The organism is Pseudomonas sp. NPDC087803 (genome assembly GCF_044742995.1).
Lineage (GTDB): Bacteria > Pseudomonadota > Gammaproteobacteria > Pseudomonadales > Pseudomonadaceae > Aquipseudomonas.
Genome location: NZ_JBIUVO010000053.1, coordinates 1 through 14,979 on the forward strand (window position 1 = coordinate 1; position 14,979 = coordinate 14,979).

A 14,979-nucleotide genomic window follows, 5' to 3' on the forward strand; every position below is an offset into this window, starting at 1 on the left:
GCGCTCGGAAGTTCGCGTCAGGAGCATTTCCTGAATGATGTCCGTCAGCGTCTCGGCTTCGGACTCCACCGCGCCCGTCAACGGGTAGCAGCCAAGGGTACGGTAACGCACTTTCTTTTTGACGATGCGTGCCTTGTCCTCGTCGGACAGGTGCTCGAGTATGCGCTCGTCGTCGATCATGATCAGCGTGCCGTTCTTCTCGATCACTTCACGCTCGGCGGCGAAGTACAGCGGCACGATCGGGATGCCTTCGAGATAGATGTACTGCCAGATGTCCAGCTCGGTCCAGTTCGACAACGGGAACACCCGAATGGATTCGCCCTTGTTGACCTTGCCGTTGTAGACGTTCCACAGCTCCGGACGCTGGTTCTTAGGGTCCCAGCGGTGCTTGCTGTCGCGGAACGAGTACACGCGCTCCTTGGCGCGGGATTTCTCTTCATCGCGACGGGCACCGCCGAACGCGGCGTCGAAACCATGCTTGTCGAGCGCCTGCTTGAGGCCCTCGGTCTTCATGATGTCGGTGTGCTTGGCGCTGCCGTGGGTGAACGGATTGATGTTCTGTGCCACGCCATCGGGGTTGATGTGGGTGATCAGGTCCAGGCCCAGCTCTTCGACCATCTTGTCGCGGAACTTGTACATCTCCTGGAATTTCCAGCGAGTGTCGACGTGCATCACCGGAAACGGCAGTTTGCCCGGGAAGAACGCCTTGCGTGCCAGGTGCAGCATCACGGCGGAGTCTTTACCGATGGAGTACAGCATCACCGGGTTGTCGAACTCGGCGGCCACCTCGCGGATGATGTGGATGCTTTCCGCCTCCAGCTGTTTCAGATGCGTCAGTTTGTCGACCATGGCTACTCACGAAAGCTTTCTTATGAACGGCCAGCGGGCCGTGTTCGAGCGGGGAATCCTAGCACAGCGGCCTTCTTCTAATCAGGACGCCAGCTAGAACGAAAGAGCATATGAATATGCCCACCGGTTTGCCCCACTAACCCTGTAGGAGCTGCCGAAGGCTGCGATCTTTTGCCTTTGCTTTTAAGATCAAAAGATCGCAGCCTTCGGCAGCTCCTACACAGGGAACGGTGTAGGTCAGATCGGGTTCGGGCAGTCGATGAAGATGTGTTCAAGGGCAAAGCGTTTGGCCAAGTAGTCGCCCAGCGCCTGCACGCCATAGCGCTCGGTGGCATGGTGGCCGGCGGCGATGAAGCTGATGTCGTTTTCCCGGGCGCTGTGGAAGGTCTGCTCGGAGGCTTCACCACTGAGGAACAGATCCACGCCCGCCGCCACGCCCTGATCGATATAGCCCTGACCGCCCCCAGTGCACCAGCCGACCCGGCGAATCATCGCACTGCCTTCAACCAGCAGCGGCTCGCGGCCCATGACGTCTTTCACCTTACGGGCGAAATCCCTTGGGGTCATTGGCTCGCTCAACGACCCGACCAGTCCGACAATTTTGAGGTTGTCCGGATCCAGCGGCCCTTCGACGGTAATGTCCAGTTGACGCGCCAGTTGCACGTTGTTACCGACCTCCGGGTGCAGATCCAGCGGCAAGTGATAGGCGAGCAGACTGATGTCGTGCTTGAGCAAGGTCTTCAGGCGGCGCTGCTTCATGCCGGTGATGCACGGGTTCTCGCCCTTCCAGAAATAGCCGTGATGGACCAGTACCAGATCGGCCTCGGCATCTACGGCGGCATCGAGCAACGCCTGGCTGGCGGTGACGCCACTGACAATACGCATCACCTGTGGGCGCCCCTCGACCTGCAGGCCGTTGGGGCAATAATCGGCGATTTTTGCACTGCCAAGGTAACGGTCGGCTTCTTCGACCAGGGTGCTGAGGGCGACGGCCATGAAAGACTCCTGAAAATCCCGTTCAGAGGCACGCGCGGCCTCGTATAATGCGCGACATTATGGGCGGTCTGACCCCGCCTGCAACTTTTCCAGGACGTGCTTAATGCTCAAGGCGCTGCGATTTTTCGGCTGGCCGCTGTTGGCCGGTGTGCTTATCGCTCTGTTGATTATTCAGCGTTACCCGCAGTGGGTCGGGCTTCCGAGCCTCGACGTCAACCTGCAACAGGCCCCGCAAACCACCAGCGTGCAGCAGGGGCCGGTGTCCTATGCCGACGCCGTGGTCATCGCCGCACCGTCGGTGGTCAACCTGTACACCACCAAGGTCATCGCCAAACCGGCGCATCCGCTGTTCGAAGATCCGCAGTTCCGGCGCTTCTTCGGTGACAACTCGCCGAAGCAGAAACGCATGGAATCGAGCCTCGGTTCCGGGGTAATCATGAGCCCGGAAGGCTACATCCTGACCAACAACCACGTGACCAGCGGCGCCGACCAGATCGTGGTGGCGCTCAAGGACGGTCGCGAAACCCTCGCCCGCGTCATCGGCAGCGATCCGGAAACCGACCTCGCGGTACTGAAGATCGACCTGAAGAACCTGCCGGCAATCACCGTCGGCCGCTCCGACAACATTCGCATCGGCGACGTCGCGCTGGCCATCGGCAACCCGTTCGGCGTCGGCCAGACCGTGACCATGGGCATCATCAGCGCCACCGGGCGTAACCAGTTGGGCCTGAACAATTACGAAGACTTCATCCAGACCGACGCAGCAATCAACCCGGGCAACTCCGGTGGTGCGCTGGTCGATGCCAACGGCAACCTCACCGGCATCAACACCGCGATCTTCTCCAAGTCCGGCGGCTCGCAGGGCATCGGTTTTGCGATCCCGGTGAAACTGGCGATGGAAGTGATGAAGTCGATCATCGAGCACGGTCAGGTGATTCGTGGCTGGCTCGGCATTGAAGTGCAGCCGCTGACCCAGGAACTGGCCGAATCGTTTGGCCTGTCCGGGCGTCCGGGGATTGTCGTGGCGGGGATCTTCCGCGATGGCCCGGCACAGAAGGCCGGCCTGCAACTGGGTGATGTGATTCTGAGTATCGACGGCGAACCCGCCGGTGATGGCCGCAAGTCAATGAATCAGGTGGCGCGGATCAAGCCGACCGACAAGGTCACCATTCAGGTCATGCGCAATGGCAAAGAACTCAAGCTGACCGCTGAAATCGGTCTGCGTCCGCCGCCGGCGCCGGTCAAAGAAGAAGAGTAAGCCGCCAGTACAAATCAATGTGGGAGCGAGCCTGCTCGCGAAGAGGTCGTCACAATCAACAATGATGTTGAATGACCAACCGTTTTCGCGAGCAGGCTCGCTCCCACAGGTTCAGCAATGCTTTCAGAGGTCGCCGAGGCCGTCGATCAGCGCCTGATTCTGCTCCGGCGTGCCGATCGAAATCCGCAGGAACTGGGCAATCCGCTCCTGCTTGAAGTGACGCACGATCACGCCCTGCTCGCGCAACTTGGCCGCCAGCCCCGCCGCATCGTGTTGCGGGTGACGGGCGAAGATGAAGTTCGCCGCCGACGGCAGCACCTCAAAGCCCTTGGCCTGCAACTGCGCGATGACCCATTCACGACTTTCGATGACCAGACGGCAGGTCTTGTCGAAATACTCGCGATCTTCAAACGCCGCCGCCGCGCCGACAATCGCCAGACGATCCAGCGGATAAGAGTTGAAGCTGTTCTTGATCCGCTCCAGCGCCTCGATCAGATCCGGATGCCCCACCGCCAGACCGACGCGCAGGCCGGCCAGCGAACGTGACTTGGACAGGGTCTGGGTCACCAGCAGGTTCGGATAACGATCCACCAGACTGATCGCGGTTTCGCCGCCGAAGTCGATGTACGCCTCATCCACGACCACCACCGAATTCGGGCTGGCCTGGAGAATCTGCTCGACCGCGTCCAGTGCCAGCAGGCAACCGGTCGGTGCGTTCGGATTGGGGAAAATGATCCCGCCGTTCGGTTTGGCGTAGTCCGCCGGGTTGATCTGGAACTGCGCGTCCAGCGGCACGGCATCGAACTGGATGCCATACAGACCGCAATACACCGGATAGAAGCTGTAGCTGATGTCCGGGAACAGCAGCGGCAGCTCGTGTTGCAGCAGACCGTGGAAGATGTGCGCGAGCACTTCGTCCGAACCGTTGCCGAGGAACACCTGATTGCTCTGCACGCCGTAGTAATGGGCGACGGCGGTTTTCAGCAGATCGCTGTTCGGGTCCGGGTACAGGCGCAGATTATCGTTGAGCTCGACCTGCATCGCCGCCAGCGCTTTGGGCGACGGGCCGTAGGGGTTTTCGTTGGTGTTGAGCTTGACCAGTTTGGTCAGCTTTGGCTGTTCGCCCGGCACATACGGCACCAGATCCTTGACGAACGGGCTCCAGAATTTACTCATGTTCACTTCCCCTGCCCTGGCAGAAAGTCTGCGTCTTTAATGCGGTATTCGGCGCTGCGGGCGTGCGCGCTGAGGGATTCGCCACGGGCCAGCACCGACGCGGTCTTGCCCAGCTCGGAGGCTCCGGCCTCGGAGCAGAAGATGATCGACGAACGCTTCTGGAAGTCGTACACACCCAGCGGCGAGGAGAACCGCGCGGTGCCGGAAGTCGGCAACACGTGGTTTGGACCGGCGCAGTAGTCGCCCAGCGCTTCAGAGGTGTGGCGGCCCATGAAGATCGCGCCGGCGTGACGGATCTGCGGCAACCACGCTTGCGGATCGGCAACCGACAGCTCCAGGTGTTCCGGGGCAATGCGGTTGGCGACTTCGATGGCTTGCGCCATGTCACGCACGTGGATCAGCGCACCACGACCATTGATCGAGGTTTCGATGATGGTTGCGCGGTCCATGGTCGGCAGCAGTTTGTCGATGCTGGCTGCAACCTTGTCGAGGAACTCGGCGTCGGGGCTGACCAGAATCGCCTGGGCGTCTTCGTCGTGCTCGGCCTGGGAGAACAGGTCCATGGCGATCCAGTCCGGATCGGTCTGGCCGTCGCAGACCACGAGGATTTCCGACGGGCCGGCGATCATGTCGATGCCGACCTGACCGAACACGTGGCGTTTGGCGGTGGCGACATAGATGTTGCCCGGGCCGACGACCTTGTCCACCTGCGGCACGCTTTCGGTGCCGTAAGCCAGTGCGGCAACCGCTTGCGCGCCGCCGATGGTGAACACCCGGTCAACGCCGGCAATGCACGCCGCCGCCAGCACCAGCTCGTTGATTTCGCCGCGCGGGGTCGGCACCACCATGACCACTTCGGTCACGCCGGCGACCTTGGCCGGAATCGCGTTCATCAGCACCGAAGACGGATACGACGCCTTGCCGCCCGGCACATACAGGCCGGCGCGATCCAGCGGTGTGACCTTCTGGCCGAGCACGGTGCCGTCGGCCTCGGTGTAGCTCCAGGAATCCTGTTTCTGTTTTTCGTGGTAGCTGCGCACTCGCGCCGCGGCTTTTTCCAGCGCTTCGCGCTGTGCCACGGTGATGCGGGTCAAGGCCAGCTCCAGACGCTCGCGCGGCAGGATCAGGTCAGCCATCGAGGCGACTTCGAGGCCGTCGAACTTCTGGGTGAACTCGACCAGAGCCGCGTCGCCGCGCTCGCGCACAGCCTTGATGATGTCCAGCACGCGCTGATTGACCGAGTCGTCAGACACACTTTCCCAGCTCAGCAGATGATGCGCGAAATCCCGGTCACCACCGATGAGTCGGCGAATTGCAGACGGTGCGGACATAGCGAGAGCCTCATAGGAATGGCAAAAACTCAGGCGCCCTAACTTAGCAGTCGTTTCCGCTTGGGCACCTGAGATTCTGGCTATGAGGCGGATAGACGGGCGCGACTCAAGGTCGCGCAGGTACATCAGCCGCGGTGTCGCGATTCCACTGCCTTGCGCAGGGTATCGATCAACGCCTGGATTCGGGCGTGTTGCATCTTCATCGAAGCCTTGTTGACCACCAGGCGCGAGCTGATCGTGGCGATCAGTTCCTGGGGTTCCAGGCCGTTGGCACGCAGGGTGTTGCCGGTGTCGACCACGTCGATGATCTTGTCGGCCAGACCGATCAGCGGCGCCAGTTCCATCGAGCCGTAGAGCTTGATGATGTCGACCTGACGGCCCTGCTCGGCGTAGTAACGCTTGGCGACGTTGACGAACTTGGTCGCCACACGCAGACGGCCCTTGGGCTCGGCCGCGCCGATCTTGCCGGCGGTCATCAGCTTGCACTGGGCAATCTGCAGATCCAGCGGCTCGTACAGGCCCTGGCCGGTGTATTCCATCAGCACGTCTTTACCGGCGACGCCGAGGTCGGCCGCGCCATGCTCGACGTAGGTCGGCACGTCCGTGGCACGCACGATCAACAGACGTACGTCATCCTGAGTGGTGGGGATGATCAGCTTGCGGCTCTTGTCCGGATTCTCGGTCGGCACGATGCCGGCTTCAGCGAGAAGCGGCAGGGTGTCGTCAAGGATGCGGCCCTTGGACAGTGCGATGGTCAACATGGGAAACGTCAGTCCTTATCAAGGTACTCATGTCCGGTCGCAATCGGCGCCGGACACACATCGAGCCGGATACCGGCTCGACTCGAAACGAATTCAGTGGACACGTCCCTGTGTCCAGTGCAGCTACTAGCCCGGAACGCGACGGATCTTGGCGCCCAGCATCTGCAGTTTTTCTTCGATGCACTCGTAACCACGGTCGATGTGGTAGATGCGGTCGATCAGGGTATCGCCTTCGGCCACCAGTGCCGAGATCACCAGACTGGCCGAAGCACGCAGGTCGGTGGCCATCACTGGCGCGCCCTTCAGGACTTCAGTACCGGTGACGATCGCAGTGTTGCCTTCGACCTGGATCCTGGCGCCCATGCGGTGCAGTTCGTACACGTGCATGAAACGGTTTTCGAAGATCGTCTCGATCACTGCACCGGTGCCTTCGGCAATGGCGTTGAGCGAGATGAACTGCGCCTGCATGTCGGTCGGGAACGCCGGGTACGGCGCGGTGCGCACGTTGACCGCTTTCGGGCGCTTGCCGTGCATGTTCAGCTCGATCCAGTCTTCACCGCTGGTGACTTCAGCGCCGGCTTCACGGAGCTTTTCCAGAACGGCTTCGAGGATGGTCGGATCGGTGTCCTTGACCTTCACGCGGCCACCGGTGACCGCAGCGGCCACCAGGTAGGTGCCGGTTTCGATACGGTCAGGCATGACTTTGTAGAAGCACGAACCCAGACGCTCGACGCCATCAATGGTGATGGTGTCGGTGCCGGCGCCGGAAACCTTGGCGCCCATGGCGTTGAGGAAGTTCGCCAAGTCAACTACTTCAGGCTCGCGCGCGGCGTTCTGCAGCACGCTGCGACCCTTGGCCAGGGCAGCCGCCATCATGATGTTTTCGGTACCGGTCACACTGACGGTATCGAAGAAGAAGCTGGCGCCGCGCAGGCCGCCTTCAGGCGCCTTGGCCTTGATGTAGCCGCCTTCGACGTCGATCACCGCGCCCATGGCTTCGAGGCCACGGATGTGCAGGTCAACCGGACGCGAACCGATGGCGCAACCGCCAGGCAGGGCGACTTCGGCTTCACCGAAACGCGCAACCATCGGACCCAGTACCAGGATCGAGGCACGCATGGTTTTCACCAGCTCGTACGGTGCGATCAGGGTCTTGATGGTGCGTGGGTCGATTTCGACGCTGAGCTTCTCGTCGATCACCGGCTCGATGCCCATGCGACCGAACAGCTCGATCATGGTGGTGATGTCGTGCAGGTGCGGCAGGTTGCCAACGGTCACCGGGCCATCGCACAGCAGGGTGGCAGCCAGAATCGGCAGGGCGGAGTTCTTCGCCCCGGAGATACGGATTTCGCCATCAAGACGAACGCCACCGGTAATAATCAATTTATCCATAAGAATCTCGACGCCCTTGGGCTCAGGTGCGCTCGGCCCAGGCCGCGCTGCTGAAAAATTTCATAGTGACCGCGTGGATGCTGCCATCGGCGATCCATGGGTTCAAATGGGCATAGATGCTCTGCTGACGCTTGACCGGGCTTAACGCCGCCAGTTCATCGCTAATCACGTTCAGCTGAAAGTTGCAGCCTTCGCCTTCAACTTCCACCTGCGTTCCTGGCAGCTTCCCTTCAAGGAAGCTCTTCACTTCTACGGCCTGCATGCTCAACCTCAATCGGCGCCCTGTGCGCACGGGTCGGACATCATACAAAAAAGCCCCGCGCCTGCGAACCCCGCATTGGCAGGACTCTGACGGGGGGCTTCTTTATCGATGTGGGTTCAGGGGTGCGCCAGCAACTCGGTCAGCTCACTGACCTGAGCGATTTCGCGCATGTCTTCCGGCATCGCCCGGATGCTGACGGCCTTGCCGGCCGCCTGGGCATCGCGCATGAAGCACAGCAGCAAGGACAAGCCGACGCTGCTGGACTTCTTCACGGCCGAGCAATCAATCACCAGCGACGCTGCCTTGCTGGACTTGATCAGCGCCTGGCCTTCCTTGCGCAGGTCAGGGCCGGTGCGGTAATCCAGCACTCCGCTGAGCAATAGCTCGTCGACGTCACTCATGCGAACGGCCGCCTCATTCATTGCGCTGGCTTCTCGGCAGCTTTTTCGGTGGATTCCTTGGCCTTGGCCACTTCGCCAGCCCAATTGTTGATGGTCTTGTCCAGGTCGTTGCCATTGCGCTGCATCGCATCGGCGAACTGATCACGGAACAGCTTGCCGATGTTGATGCCGTTGATGATCACATTGCGCAGTTTCCACTCGCCGTTGATCTTCTCCAGGGTGTATTGCACGGGATAGACCGCGCCGTTGTTGCCCTTGACGGTCATGCCGACGCTGGTGCGATCGCCGGACTCATCCTTGGCAGGATCAACGGTAATGCCCTGGTTGTTGTACTCGAGCAAGGCGTTGCCATAGAACTGGAACAGACCGCGCTTGAAGTTTTCCTGGAACGTCTGCATCTGCGCAGGCGTGGCCTTGCGCGAATACTTGACGGTCATGATGCTCTTGGAAATGCCTTCGGCATCCACCACAGGACCGACGATGGTGTTCAGCGCCGTGTAGAAGTCCTGAGGATCCTTCTTGTACTTTTCTTTATTGGCCGACAGATCGGCCAGCATCCGGTTCGTGGTGTCCTGAACCAAATCGTGCGCCGACTGTCCGGGCGCAGCGTTAGCCAGCAGTGGCAGTGCCGCGAGCAACACCAACAGGCCACGTCGCAAGGTAGAGATCATTCAAAAGCTCCTCATTTGGCGTCTTTGCTAACGGTATTGAGCAGGAATTTACCGATCAGGTCTTCCAGTACCAGAGACGACTGCGTGTCGTGGATGGTTCCACCATCCTTCAGACGGGCGTCTTCCCCGCCCACGCTGATACCGATGTACTTCTCGCCCAACAGGCCAGCGGTCAGGATAGACGCTGTGGAGTCGGTCGGCAGGTTGTCGACCTTTTTATCCACTTGCAGGGTTACCCGACCGGTGAAGCTGTCGCGATCCAGATCGATGGCCGTGACCTTGCCGATGGTTACACCGGCCATGGTCACTTTGGCTCTGACCGTCAAACCGGCGATATTGTCGAAGTAGGCATACAGTTTATAGGTGTCGGTGGTCGAAGTCGGAGACAGCCCACTGACCCGCAGAGCAAGCAGTAACAAAGCCAGGATCCCTGCCAGCAGGAACAGGCCGACACCGATTTCCAGGGTGCGGTTTTGCATCAGAAATCTCCAAACATCAAAGCGGTCAGAATAAAGTCCAGGCCCAGTACTGCCAGCGAGGCGAATACCACGGTCTTGGTGGTGGCGCGACTGATGCCCTCGGAAGTGGGCTCACAGTCATAGCCTTGGAAAACGGCAATCCAGGTCACGACGAAGGCGAAAACGATACTTTTGATGACGCCGTTGAGCACATCGCTGGTGAAGTTCACGCTGTTCTGCATGTTCGCCCAGTAGGAACCTTCATACACGCCAAGCCAGTCGACAGCCACCCACGAGCCGCCCCAGATCCCCACCACGCTGAAAATCATCGCCAGCACCGGCAGGGAAATGAAACCGGCCCACAGACGCGGGGCAATAATGTATTTGAGCGGATCGACACCGATCATTTCCAGGCTGGAAAGCTGCTCGGTGGACTTCATGTTGCCGATTTCGGCAGTCAGCGCCGAACCGGCACGCCCGGCAAACAGCAATGCCGTCACCACCGGCCCCAATTCACGCAGCAACGTCAGGGCGACCATCTGCCCCACCGCCTGCTCCGAACCGTAGCTCGACAGAATACTGAAGCCCTGCAGCGCCAGCACCATGCCGATGAAGATCCCGGACACGACGATGATCACCAGCGACATCACGCCAACCGAATGCAGTTGCTTGACCAGCAGGCCGAAACCGCCGCTGATGCCGCCACGACCGAGCAGGGCATGAAACAGGAACAGGGTCGCGCGGCCAAACACCGCGACGGCGTCGATCGCCGCCTCGCCAAACCGGCGTACGCGTTCTATTAATGAAATTCTGCGCATCAGCGCTTCCCCAGAAGATCTGCGCGGTAATCCGTCGCTGGAAAATGGTACGGCACCGGGCCATCGGGGTTGCCGGTCATGAACTGGCGAATACGCGGCTCATCCGAATTCATCAATTCGTCCGGCGTGCCCTGCCCCAGCACCTGACCATCACCTACTACATAGATGTAGTCAGCGATGCTCGCGGTTTCGGCCAGGTCGTGAGAGACCACAATACTGGTGATGCCCAGCGCATCGTTGAGCAGACGGATCAGGCGTACCAGCACGCCCATGGCGATCGGATCCTGACCGACGAACGGTTCGTCATACATGAGGATCTGCGGATCGAGCGCAATCGCCCGGGCCAGCGCCACGCGACGCTTCATGCCGCCAGACAGTTCGTCCGGCATCAGCTCGATGGCGCCGCGCAGGCCGACCGCCTGCAACTTGAGCAGGACGATGTCGCGGATCATTTCATCCGGCAGCTGGGTATGAACACGCAGGGGGAAAGCGACGTTCTCGAAGACATCGAGATCGGTGAACAGCGCACCACTCTGAAACAGCACGCCCATGTGCTTTCGCGCATCGAACAGATCACTGCGCGACAGTGTCGGCAGGTTCTGACCGTTGACCCAGACTTCCCCGCTGGAAGGACGCAGTTGTGCACCCATCAACCGCAGCAGGGTGGTCTTGCCACACCCGGAAGGTCCCATGATGCCGGTAACCTTGCCACGCGGGATGCGAATATCGACGTTATTGAAAATGCTGCGCGCACCGCGCTTGAAGGAGACTCCCTTCAGCTCGACCGCGTAGGCGTTATCGGCACTCATCTAAACTCCTTGCGATGCAGCCTCTCACTCGGACGCCTGGCTTTCCTTGGAAAGCACATACCTCCCGGGCAGGCCGAACTGGCGGCGAACTATATCACTGCAAAGGCCTGGCGCCCAAGGGCCATGCCCGCCTGTATTCAGCGATATGACAGGCCTGACGGCGGTTTTTAAGGGTTTTGGTAACGAGGAATGACAAAGCACGACGAACTTGCGTGAGGCTTTTCAACATAACCGCTATAATCGCCGCCTTTTCATCGGGCTATACGATTTCTGACATGAGCCAATCCAGCGACCTGATTCAATCGGCACAACGCACCATCCGCCTCGAAGTGGAAGCCGTACAAGGCTTGTTGCCCCATATCGACGCCGATTTCGTACGTGCTTGCGAGATGATTCTGGCCAGCAAGGGGCGCGTGGTCGTGGTCGGCATGGGCAAGTCGGGGCACGTCGGCAACAAGATTGCCGCAACCCTGGCCAGCACCGGTACTCCAGCGTTTTTCGTGCATCCGGCCGAAGCCAGTCATGGCGACATGGGCATGATCACCCGCGACGACGTGATCCTCGCCCTGTCCAACTCCGGCTCGACCAACGAAATCGTCACCCTGCTGCCCTTGATCAAGCGTCTGGGCATCCAGTTGATCAGCCTGACCGGCAATCCGCAGTCGCCACTGGCCAAGGCTGCCGAAGTCAATCTGAACGTGCATGTCGAACACGAAGCCTGCCCGCTGAACCTGGCACCGACCTCCTCGACCACCGCCGCACTGGTCATGGGCGATGCCCTGGCTGTGGCGCTGCTGGAGGCCCGCGGCTTCACCGCCGAAGATTTCGCCTTTTCCCATCCCGGTGGCGCCTTGGGCCGCCGTCTGCTGCTGAAAGTGGAAAACGTCATGCACGCCGGGCAGGAACTGCCGCAAGTGCAACGCGGCACCCTGCTCAAGGATGCGCTCATGGAAATGACCCGCAAGGGTCTGGGCATGACCGTGATCCTTGAAGCCGACGGCAAGCTGGCCGGGATCTTCACCGACGGCGACTTGCGCCGCACGCTGGATCGCAGCATCGACATCCGCAGTGCGACCATCGACCAGGTCATGACCGCGCACGGCAAGACCGCACGCCCGGAAATGCTCGCTGCCGAAGCGCTGAAAATCATGGAAGACCATCGAATCAACGCACTGGTGGTCGTGGACGAAGAAGATCGCCCGATCGGCGCCTTCAACCTCTCCGATCTGCTGCGTGCAGGAGTGATGTAATGACAACCGATCTGCTGCAGCGCGGCAAAGCGATCAAACTGGCGGTGTTCGACGTCGACGGCGTGCTCACCGACGGGCGCCTGTATTTCCTCGAGGACGGCAGCGAATTCAAGACGTTCAACACCCTCGACGGCCAGGGCATCAAGATGCTGATGAATGCCGGGGTCGAAACCGCCATCATCAGCGGCCGCAAGACGCCGGTGGTTGAGCGCCGGGCGAAAAACCTCGGTATCCCGCACCTGTTTCAAGGCCGGGAAGACAAATTGGTGGTTCTGGACGGCCTTCTGCAGCAACTGGGCCTAAGCTATGAACAGGTCGCCTACCTGGGTGACGATCTGCCTGACCTGCCGGTGATCCGCCGCGTAGGGCTGGGCATGGCCGTCGCCAATGCCGCCGACTTTGTCCGCGAGCACGCCCATGGCGTCACCCGGGCCCGTGGCGGCGAAGGTGCCGCCCGCGAATTCTGCGAATTGATCCTGCGCGCCCAGGGCCGCCTCGATGCGGCCAATGCCGCGTATTTGTGAGCCAAATAATGTTTAGCAAAAAATTTCGCAACTTCCTGTTGTTCGGCTGTATCGCCGCCATGTTCGCGGCGGTCGGCTACTGGAATATCAGCCCTGAACGTTTCCTCGACAAACCTGTGGTCAAGGTCGAAGACACCGCCATCGACTGGTACGCCACCAATACGCATACCCTGCAATACCTTCCGGACGGCAAGGTGCAGTACGAAATGACCTCGGACAAGGCCGAGCATTTGAAGGCGACGGACGTGACTCTTGTCACCAAGCCCGACCTGAACATGTACCGCGGCACCGAGTTTCCGTGGCACGTGACCAGCGAGCGCGGCGAAGTGAACCCGGACGGCACGCAGGTAGAACTGATCGACTCGGTGCGCATCAAGCGCACCGATGAAAAGAACCGCGACACCCTGATCACCAGCACACGCATGACAGTGTTCCCTCAGCAGCAATATGCGCAGACCGAGCAACCCGTTAGAATCGACGGCGCTGGCGGTGTATCGACTGGCGTGGGAATGAAGGCGTATTTGAAGGAAAGCAGGATACACCTGCAATCGAACGTAAGAGGACAGTATGAGGCTCGTTAAAACCCTCCCTATTTTGCTCAGTCTGGGCGCAGCACTGGGAAGCGTGAGCGCCTGGGCTCTGCCGAACGATCAGCAGCAACCTATCCGCATTCAGGCCGACGACGCCCAACTGGACGACAAGAACGGCATCGCCACCTATAAAGGTGATGTGATCATCACCCAGGGTTCGATGATCGTTAAGGGCAATACGGTGACCATTACCCGTACCCCGACCGGTGATATCGACGTGGTGACCTCGGTGGGCAACCTTGCCTACTTCGAGCAACTGCAAACCCAGGGTGACACCAAGCCTGTACAGGGCTGGGGCGTGACGATCCAGTACCACGCCGCGCAAAACCGCGTCGTGCTGATCGACAAGGCCAAGGTTGTCGACAAGGACAACAACACCACCCAGGGCGAGAAAATCGTCTACGACACGGTGAAAAAACTGGCCAGCGCCGGCCGCGCTACCGGCAGCAAAGTCACCGAGGCGCGTCCGCGCATCGACATGGTGATCCAGCCGAAGAAGAAAACCGACGAGAAAACCCAGTAATGGCAACTCTGAAAGCTCAGCACCTGGCCAAGGCCTATAAAAGCCGCCAGGTTGTGCGCGACGTCAGCCTGTCGATCGACAGCGGCCAGATCGTTGGCCTGCTCGGCCCGAACGGTGCCGGCAAGACCACCTGCTTCTACATGATCGTCGGCCTGGTACAGGCCGATCAGGGCCGCGTGCTGATCGATGATCTGGACGTCAGCCACCAGCCGATGCACGGTCGCGCCAAGGCCGGTATCGGCTATCTGCCGCAAGAAGCGTCGATCTTCCGCAAACTGTCGGTGGCCGACAACATCATGGCCATCCTCGAAACCCGCGCGGAACTCGACAAGGCCGGTCGTCGCAAGGAACTGGAAAGCCTGCTGCAGGAATTCCACATCAGCCACATCCGCGACAACCTCGGCATGAGCCTGTCCGGTGGTGAACGCCGCCGGGTGGAAATCGCCCGCGCGCTGGCGACCGCACCGAAATTCATCCTGCTCGACGAACCGTTCGCCGGTGTCGACCCGATCTCGGTCGGTGACATCAAGCAGATCATCCACCACCTCAAGGCCAAGGGGATCGGTGTGCTGATCACCGACCACAACGTGCGTGAGACCCTGGATATCTGCGAGACCGCCTACATCGTCAACGACGGTCAACTGATCGCCGAAGGTGACGCCGAGACCATCCTCGCCAACGATCTGGTGAAGGAAGTGTACCTGGGCCACGAATTCCGCCTCTAAGCGAATAGTGCCCGGTGAGCCGCCCGGGCGCTGTATCGATTCAAGCAGGATTCAATACGCTTTAATTGTTACAGCGCTCCAGGCAAACACGTCGCTTCAAAGGTGTTCACCGCTCGCCTGAGCAACGCGTCAATAAAGTTTTCTATCTTTTTATTGTTACAGCGCTCTAGGCAAACACTTCAGTT

At 60.2% G+C, this 14,979-nt stretch carries 18 protein-coding genes; 6 read left to right on the top strand and 12 right to left on the bottom strand.

What is annotated here, in order from left to right; genetic code table 11:
• Together cysD and ACIOUG_RS20930 are read right to left on the bottom strand one after the other, a co-directional pair.
• On the bottom strand, positions 1-849 hold an 849-nt coding region (gene cysD / locus ACIOUG_RS20925; RefSeq protein ID WP_401068358.1), incomplete at its 3' end, for a sulfate adenylyltransferase subunit CysD.
• A 237-nt stretch (positions 850-1,086) separates the two neighbouring features.
• On the bottom strand, positions 1,087-1,845 hold the full coding sequence (locus ACIOUG_RS20930; protein WP_401068360.1) for a Nif3-like dinuclear metal center hexameric protein: 759 nt from the start codon (positions 1,843-1,845) through the stop codon (positions 1,087-1,089).
• A gap of 103 nt (positions 1,846-1,948) precedes the next feature.
• Here ACIOUG_RS20930 and algW point away from each other — a divergent pair, with 103 nt between their 5' ends.
• Positions 1,949-3,103, top strand: a complete 1,155-nt coding sequence (algW, locus tag ACIOUG_RS20935; protein WP_401068361.1) for a Do family serine endopeptidase AlgW — start codon at positions 1,949-1,951, stop codon at positions 3,101-3,103.
• A 123-nt stretch (positions 3,104-3,226) separates the two neighbouring features.
• Here algW and hisC read toward each other — a convergent pair whose 3' ends face one another.
• The 10 genes from hisC to ACIOUG_RS20985 all read right to left on the bottom strand — a co-directional run bounded on the left by hisC (position 3,227) and on the right by ACIOUG_RS20985 (position 11,182).
• A complete protein-coding gene (gene hisC, locus ACIOUG_RS20940) occupies positions 3,227-4,279 on the bottom strand; it encodes a histidinol-phosphate transaminase (RefSeq protein ID WP_401068363.1) in 1,053 nt (350 codons plus the stop codon).
• Between the two features lie 2 nt (positions 4,280-4,281).
• Positions 4,282-5,610 carry a histidinol dehydrogenase gene (hisD, locus tag ACIOUG_RS20945; protein ID WP_401068365.1) on the bottom strand — a complete coding sequence of 443 codons (1,329 nt, stop codon included), beginning with the start codon at positions 5,608-5,610 and terminating at the stop codon, positions 4,282-4,284.
• Positions 5,611-5,735: 125 nt separating this feature from the next.
• Positions 5,736-6,371, bottom strand: coding sequence for an ATP phosphoribosyltransferase (hisG, locus tag ACIOUG_RS20950; protein ID WP_003221711.1), 636 nt, complete (start codon positions 6,369-6,371; stop codon positions 5,736-5,738).
• Between the two features lie 126 nt (positions 6,372-6,497).
• On the bottom strand, positions 6,498-7,763 hold the full coding sequence (gene murA, locus ACIOUG_RS20955) for a UDP-N-acetylglucosamine 1-carboxyvinyltransferase (RefSeq protein ID WP_134785444.1): 1,266 nt from the start codon (positions 7,761-7,763) through the stop codon (positions 6,498-6,500).
• A 22-nt stretch (positions 7,764-7,785) separates the two neighbouring features.
• Positions 7,786-8,025, bottom strand: a complete 240-nt coding sequence (locus ACIOUG_RS20960; protein WP_007953556.1) for a BolA family protein — start codon at positions 8,023-8,025, stop codon at positions 7,786-7,788.
• Positions 8,026-8,141: 116 nt separating this feature from the next.
• A complete protein-coding gene (locus ACIOUG_RS20965) occupies positions 8,142-8,447 on the bottom strand; it encodes a lipid asymmetry maintenance protein MlaB (protein ID WP_027610853.1) in 306 nt (101 codons plus the stop codon).
• The gene (locus tag ACIOUG_RS20970) at positions 8,444-9,097 is read right to left on the bottom strand and encodes a phospholipid-binding protein MlaC (RefSeq protein WP_401068367.1); all 654 of its coding nucleotides are present in this window, start codon (positions 9,095-9,097) and stop codon (positions 8,444-8,446) included. Before ACIOUG_RS20970 ends, ACIOUG_RS20965 begins: the two co-directional genes overlap by 4 nt.
• A gap of 11 nt (positions 9,098-9,108) precedes the next feature.
• Positions 9,109-9,576 (bottom strand): outer membrane lipid asymmetry maintenance protein MlaD, encoded by a 468-nt coding sequence (gene mlaD / locus ACIOUG_RS20975; protein WP_095190863.1) that lies wholly within the window; start codon positions 9,574-9,576, stop codon positions 9,109-9,111.
• The gene (gene mlaE / locus ACIOUG_RS20980; protein ID WP_003221704.1) at positions 9,576-10,373 is read right to left on the bottom strand and encodes a lipid asymmetry maintenance ABC transporter permease subunit MlaE; all 798 of its coding nucleotides are present in this window, start codon (positions 10,371-10,373) and stop codon (positions 9,576-9,578) included. Before mlaE ends, mlaD begins: the two co-directional genes overlap by 1 nt.
• Complete coding sequence (locus ACIOUG_RS20985) at positions 10,373-11,182, bottom strand: ATP-binding cassette domain-containing protein (RefSeq protein ID WP_003221703.1); 810 nt, start codon at positions 11,180-11,182, stop codon at positions 10,373-10,375. Before ACIOUG_RS20985 ends, mlaE begins: the two co-directional genes overlap by 1 nt.
• A 275-nt stretch (positions 11,183-11,457) precedes the next feature.
• Between ACIOUG_RS20985 and ACIOUG_RS20990 the strand changes: the two genes are divergently transcribed.
• From ACIOUG_RS20990 to lptB, 5 genes are read left to right on the top strand one after another with little or no spacing between them, the layout of a single operon-like run.
• Complete coding sequence (locus tag ACIOUG_RS20990; protein ID WP_103520210.1) at positions 11,458-12,432, top strand: KpsF/GutQ family sugar-phosphate isomerase; 975 nt, start codon at positions 11,458-11,460, stop codon at positions 12,430-12,432.
• Complete coding sequence (locus tag ACIOUG_RS20995; protein ID WP_025109454.1) at positions 12,432-12,956, top strand: HAD family hydrolase; 525 nt, start codon at positions 12,432-12,434, stop codon at positions 12,954-12,956. The genes ACIOUG_RS20990 and ACIOUG_RS20995 overlap by 1 nt, the downstream gene beginning before the upstream one ends.
• 8 nt (positions 12,957-12,964) lie before the next feature.
• Positions 12,965-13,537, top strand: coding sequence for an LPS export ABC transporter periplasmic protein LptC (lptC, locus tag ACIOUG_RS21000; RefSeq protein WP_401068370.1), 573 nt, complete (start codon positions 12,965-12,967; stop codon positions 13,535-13,537).
• On the top strand, positions 13,524-14,069 hold the full coding sequence (lptA, locus tag ACIOUG_RS21005) for a lipopolysaccharide transport periplasmic protein LptA (protein ID WP_103485943.1): 546 nt from the start codon (positions 13,524-13,526) through the stop codon (positions 14,067-14,069). The genes lptC and lptA overlap by 14 nt, the downstream gene beginning before the upstream one ends.
• Positions 14,069-14,794, top strand: coding sequence for an LPS export ABC transporter ATP-binding protein (gene lptB, locus ACIOUG_RS21010; RefSeq protein ID WP_401068372.1), 726 nt, complete (start codon positions 14,069-14,071; stop codon positions 14,792-14,794). Before lptA ends, lptB begins: the two co-directional genes overlap by 1 nt.
• Positions 14,795-14,979: the final 185 nt, after the last annotated feature.